At 37.2% G+C, this 2,698-nt stretch carries 2 protein-coding genes; both read left to right on the top strand.

Features of this window, described 5'->3' with window-relative positions; translation table 11 throughout:
- Positions 1–335 precede the first annotated feature (335 nt).
- Positions 336–1,472 (top strand): hypothetical protein, encoded by a 1,137-nt coding sequence (locus T489_RS0112110; RefSeq protein ID WP_031580271.1) that lies wholly within the window; start codon positions 336–338, stop codon positions 1,470–1,472.
- Between the two features lie 228 nt (positions 1,473–1,700).
- Positions 1,701–2,270, top strand: coding sequence for a hypothetical protein (locus T489_RS0112105; protein WP_031580270.1), 570 nt, complete (start codon positions 1,701–1,703; stop codon positions 2,268–2,270).
- Positions 2,271–2,698: the final 428 nt, after the last annotated feature.

Raw genomic sequence — 2,698 nt, 5'->3', positions numbered from 1 at the left:
CCCGTATAACAGAGTGGCCAATGCCGTGCTTACACTGAGGAAAATGTCTTGCCTAAATTTCTGCTTGACAAAGGTCGTTTCATAACAGGTATCATGGAGTAATGTTTATTCACCGATAATCAAGTGAGAAGCCTGGTGAAAAGCGCCTTAAAACAGAACCACCCGATTGAAATTTCTGATATAATTTTTCATCAGGTTGTCCTTGATTATGTTGTTTTTTTAGCATTACAATTACGAAGATGTCAAAACAAACCTCTTTTTTTACTCAAATTTCAATTTATAGAACTCCCTTACATTATTAAAAATCAGTCATTCTTACTTCGGAATCCGAGAACATGAGAAACAGAACCAACAGTTGGGAAGTACTTAAATCCATAATTGAAAGTGATAATCAGGGATATGTCTCTGACTCGTTTCTTATCAAAAGTCCCTACACCACAAGAATACTAGTTATTTTCACTCTGCTTACACTGTTGTTTTTTACATTGTGTCTCTATACGAACGCATTTCCTATCGGCATATATAAATTTTTCAATATTACCTTACCTGGCTACAGTCATGGTTCAGCGAAAGTTCTTTACGAGGATTATCGTCGATATGTGCAAAATTTAAAGGGAGGAACATATAGATGTGGCTACACTGCCGAGGTCCTTTCGGATGAAGAAGCATTGCAGATAATGCCAAAGCAGATACATATTAAAGAAATCAGCTGTTCAGCATTTATGGACTATGAAATAAAATTTATCTACAACAGAGAAAATCCTTCAATACTGTATGTTTATGATTTTACAGGTAAACATAGGCGTCGCATGTTATTAATGCTGGTATTCGTCGTCCTGTCCGTAATTACTGCCATTCTGTTTTTTGAAATGTTCAAATCAAGTTTCGATTATCACAGGAAATATCAGCAGACCATGAAATACGCCAAACCACTTTATGTGCACTTGCAGAACCAGACGTCTTTACTTTCTGATGAAGGCGAATTGTTTGAGCTACCACTGGTTCTGCTGTCAGATACCGGAAAGATAAGATCATATTTAGGTTTGCTTTTTAATCTCAAAAGGCGTTTAAAGCACATCAGAGTAGAAACTGATGATTCAGGTTTGATGGTCCTAAGATTTGACGACAAATTGTCCTTCATGAAAAAATGCTACATCTACGGAATTACGGAAAGCAAACTCAGGGAAGCAGCAGAACTTCAGAATTTTACCGACGATAAAGTCAAATCACAGGGGGTAACCTCCGACATTAAAACATCTCAGTCACCTGTGGCTCTAATAGACGGTTTTCAATCATCAGACGAATGTGACGGCACACAGGCAACTAACAAGAATAATGCTACTACCCTGACAAACAAATCTGACAGAGTGATTTATTTTGCAGGTCCGTGGATTTATTCTACACGGAAACCTGCAGAAACACTGAAACTTTATATAACAGGCAACGAAATTAAAGATTATTTCATTGTTTAGCATTAACCGTTCTGATGAAAACTGAACATCTATTCAGCCAGCGGTCATAAAAACAAAGGAGATTTTTTTAGAAAAAATATTGAAGTCTTTTTTGAGGTGGAAAAACGATAATTAAAAACCGTTGTAACCATTGAAAAATAAGGATTTAAAGCGTGTTTTATGGTATAATAATTAGTAACCAAAAACATTAGAATACCAAGCAAAACACGCGAGGCTATGATACACCAAATGAACAAGAATTTCTCTAGATATTCCGCTTTTCTCAGCATTTTTTCTTTATTTGGTTTTACCACCATGCTTAATAGAGCCGGATTCTATAAAATCAAAGGTCTATGCAGTGTAGAAATGATTAAGGAACTGCTCATAAGCAATATGGTTGATAAAAGTGTTAATCATTATGCAAAGAGTGGAATAGCTGTGAATGGAAGTAATGGTACATCCAAGAGCTCCCTGTACAGATTTATGTCAGAACCAAGCTATTCGTGGAGAAGTCTGCTGACTCAGCTGGCAACCAATGTTGTCAGTCGTACAAGCAAGTTAACAGGTTCAGATAGAATCAAGACATTCTGCATTGATGACTCTGTAATAGATAGAAACAGAAGCTCCAAAGTGCAGTTATCTGCTAAAGTTTACGACCACTGTACACATACTTTTCTAAAAGGCTTTACATATCTGTCAATAGCCTGGTCTGCATCTGCACGATACTGCTGGAGTATTTCAAGAGATGTAACACCGATGTTAGAAGCTTTGGAGCAGTATTCGAGGACTGTAAGCAGGAACTGCAGGAAATCCACTTAAACATAGCACTGGATACTCTAATAAATACCTTTACAGGCTATGTTAAAGAATTACGTGACCGGAAGCTGCTCAAAAAAGGCTGCCATGAAAAAGCTTTATCCTTAGCCCGTGAAATGCTCAGTACTGGTTTACCGAACAGATAGCTCACGTTCAGAATTTTGTAACACGTTTACGGGAGGATTTATTTCCCAAAAAGTCACGGCAAAATGCCTGAAAAATCAACGCAAGTTTTTAAAGAGCACCTAGATCGCATGGATTAAGGTTTTGTCCCAGAAAATTTTCTGGGAAAGTTGAGTAAAAATTTAGATAAATCTGTGAAAAAAGAGCTTGGTCTGTCTAGAGTGCCCCCCGAAAGTTGAACAAAACTTCGGGGGTTATATTTATGAAGCTTACGTACGAAGATAAAGTCGAGATGTATCGACTTTGGA

This window comes from Ruminobacter sp. RM87 (assembly GCF_000701925.1).
Classification (GTDB): domain Bacteria; phylum Pseudomonadota; class Gammaproteobacteria; order Enterobacterales; family Succinivibrionaceae; genus Ruminobacter; species Ruminobacter amylophilus.
This window is presented reverse-complemented; position numbering and strand designations above follow the sequence as displayed.

What these genes read in the sequence shown, in the direction of transcription:
- T489_RS0112110 (WP_031580271.1), top strand. Translation starts at nt 336, where the DNA reads ATGAGAAACAGAACCAACAGTTGGGAAGTACTTAAATCCATAATTGAA.
- T489_RS0112105 (WP_031580270.1), top strand. Translation starts at nt 1,701, where the DNA reads ATGAACAAGAATTTCTCTAGATATTCCGCTTTTCTCAGCATTTTTTCT.